At 61.1% G+C, this 13,065-nt stretch carries 13 protein-coding genes; 1 reads left to right on the top strand and 12 read right to left on the bottom strand.

From position 1 onward, the window contains the following. Positions 1-8: 8 nt before the first annotated feature. From C1M53_RS21385 to C1M53_RS21365, 5 genes are read right to left on the bottom strand one after another with little or no spacing between them, the layout of a single operon-like run. Positions 9-1,664: an alkaline phosphatase family protein gene (locus C1M53_RS21385; RefSeq protein WP_129414062.1), complete on the bottom strand. Its 1,656-nt coding sequence runs from the start codon at positions 1,662-1,664 to the stop codon at positions 9-11. Positions 1,665-1,667: 3 nt separating this feature from the next. Continuing rightward, on the bottom strand, positions 1,668-2,438 hold the full coding sequence (locus tag C1M53_RS21380) for an ABC transporter permease (RefSeq protein WP_129414061.1): 771 nt from the start codon (positions 2,436-2,438) through the stop codon (positions 1,668-1,670). Next, positions 2,435-3,223, bottom strand: coding sequence for an ABC transporter permease (locus C1M53_RS21375; RefSeq protein ID WP_129414060.1), 789 nt, complete (start codon positions 3,221-3,223; stop codon positions 2,435-2,437). Before C1M53_RS21375 ends, C1M53_RS21380 begins: the two co-directional genes overlap by 4 nt. 2 nt (positions 3,224-3,225) lie before the next feature. Next, the gene (locus C1M53_RS21370; protein ID WP_129414059.1) at positions 3,226-4,023 is read right to left on the bottom strand and encodes an ABC transporter ATP-binding protein; all 798 of its coding nucleotides are present in this window, start codon (positions 4,021-4,023) and stop codon (positions 3,226-3,228) included. A 32-nt stretch (positions 4,024-4,055) separates the two neighbouring features. Continuing rightward, a complete protein-coding gene (locus tag C1M53_RS21365; protein WP_129414058.1) occupies positions 4,056-5,042 on the bottom strand; it encodes an ABC transporter substrate-binding protein in 987 nt (328 codons plus the stop codon). 24 nt (positions 5,043-5,066) lie between these two features. Here C1M53_RS21365 and C1M53_RS21360 point away from each other — a divergent pair, with 24 nt between their 5' ends. Then, positions 5,067-5,624 (top strand): MarR family winged helix-turn-helix transcriptional regulator, encoded by a 558-nt coding sequence (locus C1M53_RS21360; protein ID WP_129414057.1) that lies wholly within the window; start codon positions 5,067-5,069, stop codon positions 5,622-5,624. 151 nt (positions 5,625-5,775) lie between these two features. On the opposite strand, the gene C1M53_RS21355 is transcribed toward C1M53_RS21360, so the two are convergent. From C1M53_RS21355 to C1M53_RS32195, 7 genes are read right to left on the bottom strand one after another with little or no spacing between them, the layout of a single operon-like run. Beyond that, positions 5,776-7,227: an APC family permease gene (locus C1M53_RS21355; RefSeq protein ID WP_165358208.1), complete on the bottom strand. Its 1,452-nt coding sequence runs from the start codon at positions 7,225-7,227 to the stop codon at positions 5,776-5,778. 35 nt (positions 7,228-7,262) lie between these two features. Then, on the bottom strand, positions 7,263-8,420 hold the full coding sequence (locus C1M53_RS31755) for a LysR substrate-binding domain-containing protein (protein ID WP_165358207.1): 1,158 nt from the start codon (positions 8,418-8,420) through the stop codon (positions 7,263-7,265). Between the two features lie 5 nt (positions 8,421-8,425). Beyond that, complete coding sequence (locus C1M53_RS21345; RefSeq protein ID WP_129414056.1) at positions 8,426-9,766, bottom strand: glutamine synthetase family protein; 1,341 nt, start codon at positions 9,764-9,766, stop codon at positions 8,426-8,428. Beyond that, entirely contained in the window at positions 9,756-10,445 is a 690-nt protein-coding gene (locus C1M53_RS21340; RefSeq protein WP_144222421.1) for a TetR/AcrR family transcriptional regulator, read from the bottom strand. Before C1M53_RS21340 ends, C1M53_RS21345 begins: the two co-directional genes overlap by 11 nt. Continuing rightward, on the bottom strand, positions 10,442-11,734 hold the full coding sequence (locus C1M53_RS21335) for an alpha/beta fold hydrolase (protein ID WP_129414054.1): 1,293 nt from the start codon (positions 11,732-11,734) through the stop codon (positions 10,442-10,444). Before C1M53_RS21335 ends, C1M53_RS21340 begins: the two co-directional genes overlap by 4 nt. 5 nt (positions 11,735-11,739) lie before the next feature. After that, positions 11,740-12,552 carry an acyl-CoA dehydrogenase gene (locus C1M53_RS32200; protein WP_245488237.1) on the bottom strand — a complete coding sequence of 271 codons (813 nt, stop codon included), beginning with the start codon at positions 12,550-12,552 and terminating at the stop codon, positions 11,740-11,742. Further along, positions 12,549-13,052, bottom strand: a complete 504-nt coding sequence (locus C1M53_RS32195) for an acyl-CoA dehydrogenase family protein (RefSeq protein ID WP_245488236.1) — start codon at positions 13,050-13,052, stop codon at positions 12,549-12,551. Before C1M53_RS32195 ends, C1M53_RS32200 begins: the two co-directional genes overlap by 4 nt. Positions 13,053-13,065 lie beyond the last annotated feature (13 nt).

Genomic DNA, 13,065 nt, shown 5'->3' with positions numbered 1-13,065 from the left:
GCGCGCCGTCAAACATCCTGGCTTTTCAACCATTTGTTTCGCGCCTCATGCTCGCTTGCCAGCTCGGCTTCGTCCCAGTAGCCGATCAGGATACCCGGCACGATGGCGGGATCGAAATGGCGCAGCTTGTCGTCGTCGCCGGTGAGCCATCGGTCTTCGACAGTGATGCGGTTCTTCGGCGTGACCAGCCAGTGGAACAAGGCTTCCCGCAAGGTCGCGACGACATCCGCGAATTCTGGTTTCTGGCCGAGGTCGCTGAGCTCATGCGGATCATTCTCGCGATCGAACAGCATCGGTGGCACACCCTCGCCATGGATCAGCTTGTAGCGCCCATCCGTGATCATGAAGAGGCGGCAGTCGCTGAGCGGAAGGTCGAGCTTCAACCTCGCCAGATCAGCGCCATAGTCATATTCGCTGACCGCGTAGCGCCGCCAGTTTTCCGGCTTTGGTCCATGCAGCAATGGCGCCAGGGACCTGCCTTCCAGGACATGCGATTTAGGCTTGCCGCCGAAATGATCAAGGAAGGTCGGCGCCAGATCGATCATCTCGACCAGCGCCTCGGAGGTTGTACCACGCGTAGCATCGGCCTCCCTGGACGGGTCGTAGACGATCATCGGTACTTTGACCGAAACATCGTGGAACATGTACTTCTCGCCGAGCCAATGGTCGCCGAGATAGTCGCCATGATCCGACGTGAAGACGATCATCGTGTTCTCGAACAGGCCACGTTCCTCCATGAAGGCAAAGAGGTGGCCAAGCTGATCGTCGATCTGCTTGATCAGCCCCATGTAGCAGGGGATCACCTTCTCCCTGACCTCGTCGCGGGAGAAATTCCGCGAATAGCGCTCCTGTTGAAACGCCTCGTAGACCGGGTTCGCCGCGATGCGCTCGGCTTCACTGCGAATTGCGGGTTGCACGTCGTCCTTGTCGTACATGGCATGGTAGGGCGCAGGCACGATGTAAGGCCAATGCGGCTTGATGTAGGAGAGATGCGCGCACCATGATTGGCCCACGGCTTCCGCCTCTTCGATGAAACGCATCGCGCGACGCGTCATGTAAGGCGTCTCGGAGTGTTCCTCGGGGACGCGGGCGGCTTTGTCTGCATGGACCAGCAGCCAGCCGTTGAAGTTCTCGCCATCCTCGCCGGAACCGGAATTGGCCCAGTGTTCCCATGGATTTTCGGCGTCGAAGCCCTGTTCGCGCAGATAGGCGTCATAGGCTGGATCGGGATCGTAGCTGCTCGACGGATGAAGCCCGTCATCGCGTTCAAAAGGCTCGAACCCGCATTCGGAAAGGTGGACGCCGATGATGGAATCGCTGCTGATGCCGAGACGTTCCATCCCTTCATGATCTGCCGTCATATGCGTCTTACCGATCAGCGCGCAGCGGACGCCGATCGCGCGCAAATGATCGCCGAGCGTAGGTTCTCCCACACGCAGCGGCACGCCGTTCTGGGTAGAACCGTGCGAACGCATGTAGCGGCCGGTATAGGCGCTCATGCGCGACGGGCCGCAAACTGTCGACTGCACATAGGCATTGGTGAAACGCACGCCACGGCTGGCAAGACGATCGATGTTCGGCGTGGCGAGCGTCTTGTGCCCGGCGCAGCTCAGATAGTCGAAGCGCAGCTGGTCGCACATGATGAACAGGACATTGCGACGCATCGGTTACCTCTCATTGTGCAGGTCTAGGCGGTAGTGCCAGAAGAGCAGACGTCGCTCCAGTCGCTGGACGAGGTCGTTGACGATCAGACCGACGATGGAAATGAAGGCGATCGCCGCCAGTCCATTGGCGATCTGAAAATTCTCCTGCTGGCGTTGCAGGAAGACCCCGATGCCGTTGGTGGCGAGCAGCATCTCGGCCGTGACACTGACCAGCAAGGCCGAGGCGACGGCCAATCGCACACCGGTTGCGATCATCGGCAGGGATGCGGGCAAGTCGATGAAGACCATGGTTTCGAGACGGTGCAGGTGCAGGGAACGCGCCACCAATGTCGTCATCGGATGCAAGGTCTTGGACGCCTCGTATGTGTTCATGATCAGCGGAATGCCGGCGGCATAGGCGATAACCGCGATTTTTGCGGCGTCGCCGGTTCCGGCAAAGAGCATCACGATGGGAACGACCGCCGGCGGAGGCAAGGTCGCCAGCATGTCCAGGATCGGTTCCAGGACCGATCCAACTGCCTTGAGCCGACCGAGCAGGATACCCAGAGGGATCATCACGATCGCGGCAAGGAAAAAGCCTGCGGCAGCGCGCATCAGGGTGTAGCCGATCTGCCCCAGAATCTGCGGGTAAAGCCGCCAAATCGACACGGCCACCTGCCATGGCCCCGGGAACAATGGCGTGGATGCACGCCAGGCCAGCACCTGCCAGGCAAGCAGAACAACGACCGGGAGGATGAGCGCACTATAGCTCTGGCGGCTGCGCAGCATGGTCATGCCGCCTGCCCCGTCATGCGCAGTTGCCAGCCTGCAAGTTTCCAGCGCAATCCGTTGATGACCGTGTTCATGACCAGGCCATTCGCGGCACAGACAAACATCAGTGCGTAGACTTCAGGGATGCGGATGGCGAAGGCCTTGCGGATGAGCAGGAAGCCCAGGCCATCGTGGCCGGCAAGCATCTCGGCAACGACAACAGCGATCAAGCTGATGCTCGACGCATAGCGGATGCCGGCAAATATCTCCGGCATCGCGGCGGGAAGTTTGATTTGCCACACGATCTGCCACCGGCTCAGCCCGAGCATCTGGCCGGTGCGTATCTGGACGTCCGACACGCTTGCGAGCGCTGCCACGCCGTTGAAATATGGTGGCCAGACCGTGACCAGAATGACGATGAAGGCATAGAGCCTGGGACCCAGCCCAAGCATGAACACGGCCATCGGCACGAGGGCGGCGGGCGGAATGGGCTGCACCAGTGCTGCAATGGGCGCGAAGCCGCGGCGAAAAGGTGGAAACAGATCGCCCAGCACGGCAAGCCCGATGCCCAGCATCGACGCGGCAGCGACCCCAACCAGCGCGCGCGAGAGTGTGCGCCATTCAGCGGAAACAAGTTCGCCGGACATCATCATGTCACGAAAGCCGGAAGCGATGGCGAGGATGCTGGGAAAGTACTTTTCCGGAACCAGGCCGAGCGAGGCGACGGACTGCCAGACGATGATGATGACGAGGAACGAGATCATGGCGCGGAAGCCCGCCAGGATCTCCATCAACCGGAATGACCCCATGTTCAGGCTGCCGTGGCCGGTGCAGCGGCGCGTGACGACCGGATGCTCGTCATGACGTCGTGGCGCGCTGCAAGGAATCGATGATCCTCACGCGTGGCGATCTGATCGCGCTGCTTGCCGAGATCGATGGTTACCTCGTGGTCGACGACGGTCGGGCGCCGCGTCAGCACCACGACGCGATCAGCCATGTAGACGGCTTCCTCGACATCATGCGTCACAAGAATGCAGGTTTGCCGGAATCGTCTCGCCAGATCGAGCAGAAGGTCCTGCATGTCGGCACGCGTCTGCGCATCGACCGCCGCCAGGGGTTCGTCGAGCAGCAGAAGTTCGCTTTGCGATGCCAATCCGCGCGCGATGGCAACCCGCTGCTGCATGCCTCCCGACAATTGCCACGGATATTTGTCCTCGAAGCCCTGCAGGCCGACAGCCTCCAGCATTTCCTGGGCCTTGTCGCGCTTTTGAGCCGCAGACAGGCCTTCCACCCGCACCATGCCGAAGGCCACGTTGTCGCGATTGCTTTTCCAGGGAAAAAGCGAACGCGAATAGTCCTGAAAGACGACGGCTACCCCGCGTGGCGGAGCTGTCACGGGCTGCCCATTGAAGGTCACCGTGCCCGAACTCGCCGGCTGCAACCCGGCAAGAGCAAACAGCAGGGTTGTCTTGCCGCATCCCGAGGGGCCAACGATCGAGACGAACTCGCCTCGACCGACAGTGAATGAAATGCCACCAAGAACCTGAAGAGCGTCCTTGCCGACGCCATACGCCTTGGCCAGTTGCCGGGCCTCCAACACCGCGTCCATAGCTTCCTCCCTCCGCAACCGCTCTCCCCTCCTCAGGGAGCCATGTTGGAAACCATGTCCTTGACCGGGACCTCCTGGGTGAGCATGCCGGCGCGCTTCATGGCATCCAGCAGAACCTGGACCTCGGCCTCGGAGATGGTCAATTCAGGCTTGACCACGGGCAGTTTGAAATCCTTCGCGGCCTCCGGTGTCAGACCGAGGAACTCGGTTGCCGCTGCCTCCATCGCCGCCCTGTCCGCCAGCAGCTTCTGACGGGTGTCGAAGATGACCTTGCCGAAGGTCTTCAGCGTATCCGGGTTCTTGGCAATGAAGTCGTCGGTGGCGAAGATGACGTCATTCAGCACCGGTTCGCGCTCGTCGGCGAGCACCCCCTCGGCGAGGATCTTGACGCCTATGGCCTGGTTCTTGGCAATTGAGGAAAAGAAGGGATTGACGGTGCATGTCGCGTCGATGGCGCCCTGCTCGAGAGCCGCTTCCTGCTGCGGGAACGGCAATACGACCAGCTCGACATCTTCCATCTTGAGGCCAGCCTTGGCCATATGATCGCTCAGCGTCAGCACGCACAGCGAGCCATTCGCGTTGACGGCAACCTTCCTGCCCTTCAGCCCGGGAAGGTCGGTGATGCCCGAAGCTTTCGAAGCAACCAGCCAGGAGAACTTCTTGTCCGGATCGACCTCATGCCCCAGGGCCATGACCATCTTGACGTTGATGCCGTTGATGCGGGCGTTGATCGGCGGCACGGGTGAGGCATAGCCGACATCGGCGGAACCGGATGCGATTGCGGCAACCACGGCAGGTCCGCCCTGGACTTCCGTCAGTTCAACGTCCAGCCCAGCCTTGGCGAAGTCTCCGCTCTTCTGCGCGACAAGAATGGGCAGATCGGAATCGGCGAGCAGATAGGCAAACCTGAGCTTGACGTTTTCAGCGTTCGCCATGGCGATACCGGCAGCCAAAGCGGCCCCGGCAACTAGAACGGCAGCGATCTTGCTGCCGAGGTGTCTTCCGAAAAATGTCGGCATGCTGTTCTCCTCATCGGTCCCTTCTTGCGGGGAGCCAGTTTTCGTGGCACATTTTTATTTGATAATATCAAGGATAATTACCTGACAATGTCAACCAATAATGTAGAGCGATATGACGACGAAATGGACGCCACGCCGGCGCCTTGGGTCTACCCGCGCGACATCCGCGACCTGTTCTCATATCGGCTGGCGTTGTTGACGAAGGTCAACGATCGGCAGGCCCATGCAATGCTGATGAGCGACTACAAACTGACATTGGGCGAGTGGCGAACGATGGCTGCGGTTCGCTATCTCGACAAGCCGTCCGTTCGCGCGGTAGCACGCGCGACGCAGCAGGATGAAGCGCAGGTGAGCCGTTACGTGGCCGGCCTGATCAAGCGGGATTTGTTGACAAAGACGACAAGCACCGAAGACCGCCGATCGATCCTTCTGGCGCTCACGACCCCGGCGGAGAAACTCTATGCGGAGGTCATGGATTTCGCCTGGAGATTGAACCGCGACATGTTTGTCGACCTTTCCAAGCGGGAACAGCAGACGTTGGTCAAACTCCTCGACAAGCTGTTCCAGTCGATCAATCGCTAGAGCATGATCCCGAAAAGTCGCAGACTTTCTGGACAGAGATCATGCGACGAAACAACGAGATAGAGCAGAATTCCGATCCAACCTGATCGCAGTCTAGAAAGGCCGACCGGTTAATCCTTCATCCCGGCCGGCCTCCCGAAGTGCAACTGAACTAGTCCCGATTGAAGCCCATTCGAGCGAAACGAGCCGGATCGGCACGCTGCAGGCGCAGGGCAAGGATGTAGCCCACGATGGCTGCAGCCGGGATCAATGATGGCAGGATGATGCCGAGTGCACCGCCCGTCGTTCCGGTCAGGTCGCCGAAATGCAGGAAGATGTAGACGAACAGCCCCGCCATAACCACGCCGGAGGCCAGCGGGAGAATGAGCGTCGTCAAAGCCGAACCGGTATGACCTGACCGACGGAAGAAGGCGATCACCGCAGCCGAGGTGACGGTCATCATGGCAAGCACGCCTAGCGTGCCGACCTGGCTGATCCAGGTGAACATGTTGAGCACCGGATCCAGCCCCAGCCCGGCAAACAGCGCCAGCACGATCAACGCTCCGGCGGTCTGCACCACCGAACCGACATGCGGGCTCTGATGAGTATCGTGCGTCTGACCGAACGCCGCCGGCAGCAGGCCTTCGCGGCCGGCCACATAGCTGTAGCGCGCGATGTAATTGTGAAAGGCCGAAAGGGCCGCAAACAGGCTGGACACCAGCAGGATACCGGCAATGGTCGCCACCGGACCGCCGGCGTACTGGCCAGCCAGATCGAAGAAGAAGATCGAAGGATCAGGCAGCGCCTGGATGGTCGGAACCAACTTGTCTGCGCCGATACCGACAATCAGCAACCAGGTCGTGAAGATGAAAAAGATGCCGATCATCAACACCGACAGATAGGTCGCCCGCGGTATCGTCTTTTCCGGATCGCGCGCCTCTTCGGCATAGATCGTCGTTGCCTCGAAGCCGATGAAACAACCCATGCAGAACAGGATCGCAGCCGTCAGCGAGCCCGAGAAGATCGCATTCTGGTCGAAGAAGTTCATCGAAAGTCCGTTGGCGCCGCCTTTTCCGAGGATGGCGAAGTCGACGATCAGCACCACCAGATATTCCAGCGCCACCACGAAGACGAGGACCTTGGCCGACAGGTCAACCTGCCGATACCCCAGAAAGCCGACCAGCACGAGGGCAAGAAGACTCCAGCCCCACCACGGCAGCATCAGGCCGAATTGCCCGAAGATGCCGCTGGCGATGCCGCCGAACAGGCCGATCAGGCCAAACTGCATGGCGTTGTAGGCAACAAGTGCGGTGACCGCGACGGCGCCGGCTGCCCGCCCGCCGAGACCGCGCGCCGCATAGGCATAGAAGGCCCCGGCATTGGTGACGTGGCGCGACATGGCGACATAGCCGGCAGCAAAAGCGAGCATCACCAGGGTCACGAAGACGAACGTCGCCGGCACGCCGGTACCGTTGCCCAGCATGAACGCCAGCGGCATCGCCCCGGCGACACCGGTCAACGGAGCCGCCGCGGAAATCACCATGAAGGTGACTGCAATCAACCCAAGCGAATTCTTGCGGAGCTGATTGCTCCCTGTGCTATCGATAGCTTCTTCCCGAGCCATAGTCCCCTCTCCCATTTGTCATCGCTCTGCGATGCTTATTGTGATGTTTGTCGAAACGACTTCCTGCACTTCGAAATGAAATCCTCCGCCAATCCGCTCCGGCGGTCCGCGTGCTTTGCAAGCGCCACGACAGCGCCTTCGGGGAAATCGTTTTCGAGCGGTATCGCGCGGATTTCCGTGCCGTCGGGAGCGGTCCTGTTTTGAGGCTTCTGCGGGACGATCGAGTAGCCGAGGCCCTGCGCCACCAAGCCGCGTACCATCGCCAGGGAAGGCGACTGCAGACGGATTTGCGGCTTCAACTGGTTGCGTTCGAAAAAGGCGGCAATCGCGCCTCGCACGGAAGGGTAGTCCAGCAGGATCATCGGCAAATCGGCGACATCGGCCAGCCGAAGGCTCGACCTGGCTGCAAGCGGATGATTGGCGCTCAGCAGCACGTGTGGCGCCGCGGGACATAGCACTTCTGTCTCAAGTTCCGGCTCGTCCACTGTCCCGAACGTGATGGCAGCTTCGATCTTGCCGGCGCGCATCTGTTCCAGCAGGTCGTCGTGATCGGCCTCGAGCAGGCTGAGATCGACGGCCGGCAACTGATTGGCAAATTCCACGACCAGGGAAGGCACGAATTCCGGCCCAAGCGTGATGAAGAAGCCGACACGCAGCTGGTTCTCCGGGCTGTGTGTCTGGTGATCGTCCGGTGCGATCGGAATGGCGCGGCGATAGCCGCGATTGGCGTAGACGAGCGGCGAGCGTTGCCTTGAAAGCTCGATCTGCGCGACCTCACCGATGAGAATGAAATGCGTGCCCCAGAGCAAGGCGGTCTTCAGCTCGCAGTCCAGTGAGACGATGGCATCATCGACAATCGGTGCCCCCGTCGCACCGCCATGCCAGGGGATCGCGCTGAACCTGTCGTCATTCAGATGCTTGAGACGGCCGGAAAACAGGTCCGAGACAAAACTCTGGTTGCCGCTCAGCACATTGGCGCAAAACCGGCGGTTCTTTCTGATCGCCTCGCCGGCGGGGCTCAGATGATGGATGCTGACCAAAAGAGATGGTCGTGTGGTGTCTGCCGAGACCGAGGTCATCGATGAAACGGTGACCCCGAACCGCCCTGCATCCCCGTCCGTCGTAACAACGGTGACCGCCGAGGCAACCCGGCTCATGCCTTCCAGGAAATGGGCACGCAGGTCGGTATCCATGGTCTTCACCCCAGGTCGAAGAAACGTTCCAGCTCCACGTCGGGAATCTTGCGCCGGAACTCGTTGTGCTGGCTTTCGCGCGTCGAGGAAAAGGCCTCGACGAAACGTGCCCCGAACCAGTCCTTGGCAAAGGCCGAGGCGCGTAATCGTTCGATCGCCTCGGGCATCGAGCGTGCAAAATCCCGCGCCGGTTCCTGGCCGTAGCCGTTGCCGACTGTCTCGGGCTCCGGCTCGATCTTTTCCAGTATACCCGTCACACCTGCGGCAATGGTCGCGGCGACCGTGAGATACGGGTTGGTGTCGGCGCCCGGCAGACGGTTTTCGACCCGCAGCGAACCAGCGTCGTGCCCCACGATGCGGAAGCATGTGGTGCGGTTCTCGTAGCCCCAGCTCAGACCGGGTGGCGCGAATGTTCCAGGCGCAAAACGACGATAGGAATTGACCGTCGGCTGGAACAGCAAAGTCAGGTCGCCGATGTAGGTCTGCAGTCCGCCCAGGAAATGACGGAAGGTCTGAGACACGGCATTCTTCCGGGAAGGATCGTGGAAAACCGACTTGCCGCCGCGATCCTTCAGCGAGACATGAACATGGATCGACTGGCTGTCGGCCGCCTCCGTCCAGCGCGGCATGTAGGTGACGCATTTGCCCTGCCGCTGCGCCAGCGCGCGCAGAAAATTCTTCAGCAGCACCAGCTGATCCGCCGGCTCCAGCCCCTCTCCCGCCGCGATGCAGGCTTCGAGGAAGCCGCCGCCGATTTCCTCATGCATCTTGGCGAGATCGATGCGCAGCGGCTCGCACATCGCAGCGACCGCTTCGTACCATTCCGTCTGTTCGACCTGATAAAGCACGAGATCGTGGCTGTTGTGATGCGTCGCCGTCTTGAGATTGCGATAGCCCTTGGCGCGCGCACTTTCCGTCGTCTCGTCGAACAGCGTGTATTCGAGCTCCATGCCGTAGCGAGGCACATATCCGGCTTCGCCGACGCGATCGAGAACCCGCTTCAGGATCGAACGCGGGCAAAGCTGTGCCGTTTCGCCCGAATAGTTGGACAGCACCAGCAGATCGTGTCCGGGCTTTGACCACGGCAAGCGGCGCGTCGTCGTCGTGTCGAGAACGAGCGGGTCGTCATGGAAATCGGATGTGCCGTCGGTGACGCCGGGCACGAGCTGGATCACGTCGGTCGGATCCAGCGCCAGCGTGACGGGCGACATGCCCATGCCACTTCTGGCGATGCCTTTCAGGCTGCCGGCTGACACCATCTGCCCGCGCAGAAGGCCGTTCGTGTCGACCATCGCAACTGTTGCGAACCGGCTGGACGGATCGGCCAGATAATCATCAACTGTCATGTTCCACCTGCTGCAGGGAATGGGCGCTTATGAGCGCTTCTAGTGTGGCAACGTCCTCTGCCGGCCGGGTCGAATAGGCCTTCAGGAAGACGCGCAAGCCGTTGTTTATGTAGCGTTCGATCTGAGCCCGATCCGGTAGGTGATCCGGCATGTAGAGGGCCTGGTTTCGGGGTGCCGACAGGATCAGGCCCCATAGATCCTGCGCCGCCAGTTCGGCATCCTCGAACACCAGTTGGCCGTCGGCTCGGCGGCCTTCGAGATGTTCCATGATGCCGCGCAGCAGCCGGTCGGGTCCGGACTCCTGGTAGGCATGACCGATCTCGGGGAAACGATGCACCTCGCCGATGATGAGGCGGGCCAGCGATAGCAGGTCGGGACGCAGCACCGTATCGGCATAGTCCCATGCGAACCCGAGCAGATCGGCCACCATGCCGTCACCCGAGGGATGCTGGAAGAATTCCAGCATCAGGTCGCGCTCGCCGAGCAGCATGGCCGAAAACAGCGCTTCCTTGGATTCGAAATATTGGTAGAGCGTCGGCTTCGACAGGCCGGCCTGAATGGCAACGGCATCCATGGTCGCCCCCGAATAGCCGGTTTCGGAAAACACTTTGAGAGCGGCATCGAGGATGCGCCGTTCGCGAATGATCCGGTTCTGCTGACGGCGCGGAAGAATTGTCATTTCGGCAGCTTTCCCAGGAATTCCAGCAGGATGCGATTGCATGCCGCCGGCTGCTCCACATTGCAGACGTGCCCAGCATCCATGATGGTTTCGTAGCGCACGTCAGGCGTTCGGGCTTGGGCCAGGATACGGTGCGCGACACCCCGGATTTCGGTGGGCGGCGCCAGCCTGTCGTGTTCGCCGGTCATCATAAGTACAGGCATGTTCAAGCGTGCAAAATCGAACCGTTCCCGCGGGTCGGTGAAGCAGAGCAGCGCATCGCGATAGGTAGCAGCCGGTATCGCGGCCATGGAGTGCAGCAACTGCGCCTTGATCGTATCCGACGCGTTCGGCCCGGCCAGCACCTTCACCACCGCGGGCGCGAAATCCGCAGGGGTCCGGCCGGCGTCGATCGGCACCATCCTGCTGACGCGAAATGCTTCCCGCTCCTCCACCCCAGCCTCCGACATGCCTGTGCAGCCCCCCGAAAGCACCAGGCCCGCCAACAACTCCGGATGACGCATGGCAAAGGACGTCGCGATCCATGAACCATAGGAAAGTCCGACCAGCACCAGTCTGTCCGCGCCCAGCGTCTCTCGAACACGCAGGATGTCGGCACAATAGTCGTCGACGGTGGATTGGTTCGGCCCGAGCGTGCTGTCGCCATAGCCACGCAGATCAAGCGCGGCAGCGCGCATGACATTTCCGGCAGCGGTCACTTGCGGCAGCCAGTTGGCGCGTCCGCCGCCAATGCCATGCAGAAACAGGCAAAGCGGCCCCGCTTTTCGGGACGTGACCGTCAGCGCCAGTCGTGGCGCATCGCCAAAGCTCAAATCCTCGGCTTCGACCGGTAGAAATGGTACTCCAACCCGAGTTTCAGCCGCACGCTCAGCCTGTCTGGAAAGCGCCTCGATGCCCGTTTCGAAAATCGGTCTGGTTCCCAGACAGACCGAGGCGGCGCGCGCAGCATCCGGCGCCTCTACATCAGCGACCCATTCAATGATGCTGCCTCCATCCGCGGCCGATGAGACGGTCAAGCGGGCGTCGTAGCTGGCGACGCCAGCTATGCCCTCCAGATGGGTATAGGTCAGCGAGCGGTCACTATCGCTGAGAAAGGTCAGTCGCTCGCGATAAAGCGTGGCCTCGCCATGTGCCGTGAACGCACGCACCAGCGACCCCCGTGCATCCTGCTCGGCTTGGATGGTTGCGATGCCGGGATGCCAATGCCCGCCAAAGTCGCGGGCAACAGCCCACACAGCCTCTGGCGAAGCTGAACTGTGTCCGGCGACATGGACCCGATCGCGTGCCATGGTGCTTATCGGACCGCGCGGGCGCCACTGCCGCTGTCGCCCCGCCACAGCGAAGTACGGGCACCGCCCTCGTCGCCCGGGGCATGGTCGAGCTCGTCCATCTCGTAGAGCGACAGCACACCGAGATAGTCCTCCATGATTTCGGAGGTGAACGGCAGCATCAGGGCACCGCAGCGGCTGTCACGGTACATGCGCTCCAGCGGCAACGACTTGAGCATCGACTGCCCTCCACAGGTACGGATCGCCATCGAGGTCATCTCGGCGGCACCTTCCATCACATTGTACTGGGCGGCATACATGCGCTGCACTTCCGCCTTGTTGGGGAAGCCTTTGGATTCGCCGAAAGCCTGCCACCACAGCGCACGCATGTTTGCCAGCCGCGCATACATCTTGCCGACGGCGATGCGCTTCGTGGCGTACATGCGGCGGTCGACCGGCGGCTGCCCCGGGATCTTGCCCTTGAGGTAGTCGACCATGAAATCATAGGCGCCTTGCGCCACGCCCATATAGGTCGGCGAGAGCGTGATCATCATGTGCGGCCAGTTCGGCAGCGTCTTGTTGAAGATGCCGCGCGGCATCAGAAGGTCGTCGGCGCGAACGAAGACATCCTTCAGGATCAGGTCGCGGCTGTTGGTGCCGCGCATGCCTAGCGGGTCCCAGTCGCCTTTGACCGACAGGCCCGGCGTGTCCTTGTGGACAACGAACAGCATGGTGTCCTCGTGCCGCGGCTCCAGGCCTTCGAACACCTCGGTGCAGACGATGGTGTAATAATCGCAATAGCCGGCCAGCGAAGCGAACTTCTTGAAACCGTTGATCATCCAGCCGCCATCCACCTTGCGGCACTGGGTCTGGTTCGGCTTCGAGGTCCAGTTCTGACCACCTTCGGAGATCGGCTGGGAGAAGACGCCTTCTCGGCGATGGCGCGGCGAAATTGACGCTCGCGCAGCGGCGCGAAAGTCGCTTTCTCCTCGACCGTCAGGTTCGGCATCTCGAACATGAAACGCGACCACGCCATGGAGGAATTGTGCATGTTGAAGGTCAGCGCGGTGGCGCCGCAATATTTGCCGATCTCGGCACCGACCATGGCATATTCGAACATCGAAAAGCCCCAGCCACCGAATTCCTGCGGGATGCAGAGTCCGAGAAAACCCTCTTCGGCAAGATCCCTGTAGTTCTCGACCGGGAAGGATGCATCATCGTCAACACCTCTGGCACGGCCGGCGAAGCGTTCGCGGCCGAGCTCGTTGACGCGGTTGAGGACCTTCTGGACCTCCGGCCGGATGCGCGACAGGTCGTAGTAGTCGGAAATTTCGCTCATTCTTGGTCTTTCT

This window comes from Mesorhizobium sp. Pch-S (assembly GCF_004136315.1).
Taxonomy (GTDB): domain Bacteria; phylum Pseudomonadota; class Alphaproteobacteria; order Rhizobiales; family Rhizobiaceae; genus Mesorhizobium.
This window is presented reverse-complemented; position numbering and strand designations above follow the sequence as displayed.